Genomic DNA, 1,143 nt, shown 5'->3' with positions numbered 1-1,143 from the left:
TCGCGATCCCGAAGTCCGGGGGCGGTACGAGAATTCTCGGCGTGCCGTCCGTTGGCGATCGGGTCGCACAGACCGTGGTGGCCGCACACCTGTCGGTCCGGGTGGAGCCGGTGTTCCATCCGGATTCCTACGGGTACCGGCCGGGGCGTTCGGCGCTGGACGCGGTCGCGTCCTGTCGGGCGCGGTGTTGGAGGTTCGAGTGGGTGGTGGAGTTCGACATTCGGAGATTCTTCGACACGGTGCCGTGGGACAAGGTCGTGGCCTGCGTGGAGGCCCACACCGATGCCCGCTGGGTGGTGTTGTATGTCAAGCGGTGGCTGGCCGCTGGGCTGCGCATGCCCGACGGGTCCACGACTGAACGGCTCGAGGGGACGCCGCAGGGTTCTGCGGTATCCCCCGTTTTGGCGAATCTGTTCCTGCATCACGCGTTCGACGTGTGGGTGGACCGGGAGTTCCCGGGCTGTCCGTTCGAGCGGTATGCCGACGATGCGGTGATCCATTGCCGGACGTTGGAGCAGGCCCAGGCGGTCCTGGACGCTCTGCGGTCCAGGATGGCCGAGGTCGGGCTGGAGCTGCATCCGGATAAGACGAAGATCGTGTACTGCCAGAACGGCAACCGGCGTGGGAGCGGGCCCGGTCCGGGCTATCCGCACACGCAGTTCACCTTCCTGGGGTTCACGTTCCGGCCGCGCGAAGCGCTGGACAAGAACGGGGTGCATTTCACCTCGTTCCAGCCCGCGATCAGCAGGGAAGCCTTGAAGAAGCTGGGCGAGACGGTGTGGTCCTGGCGGCTGCACCGGCGTACCGGTGGTGACACCGCCGATCTGCGCAAGCTGGTCAATCCAGTGCTCAGAGGGTGGATCAACTACTACGGGCGCTTCTACCGCTCGGCGTTGTACCCGCTGCTCCAACGCGTCAACACCTATCTGCTGCGCTGGATCAGGAAGAAGTACCGGGTCGGTCTGAAGCAGGCTCTCCGCCGATTGGCGGAGGGCTATGCGCTGGCTCCGAGGTATTTCGCTCACTGGGCGCTCACGCCCCCGACCGGCCGGTGACCAGGGCAACAAGAGCCGTATGACGAGAGATTGTCACGTACGGATCTGTGGGAGCCCCGGGCTGAGATGCCCGGGGCCACCCGACCGA

At 65.9% G+C, this 1,143-nt stretch carries 1 protein-coding gene; it reads left to right on the top strand.

All coding sequences use genetic code 11. The annotated features are described in order from the left end of the window. The coding region (ltrA, locus tag KDL01_RS41305) for a group II intron reverse transcriptase/maturase (protein WP_212534172.1) at positions 1–1,055 on the top strand (1,055 nt) is incomplete at its 5' end. Between the last annotated feature and the right edge of the window lie 88 nt (positions 1,056–1,143).

Source organism: Actinospica durhamensis (assembly GCF_018139695.1).
Classification (GTDB): Bacteria; Actinomycetota; Actinomycetes; order Streptomycetales; family Catenulisporaceae; genus Actinospica; species Actinospica durhamensis.
This window is presented reverse-complemented; position numbering and strand designations above follow the sequence as displayed.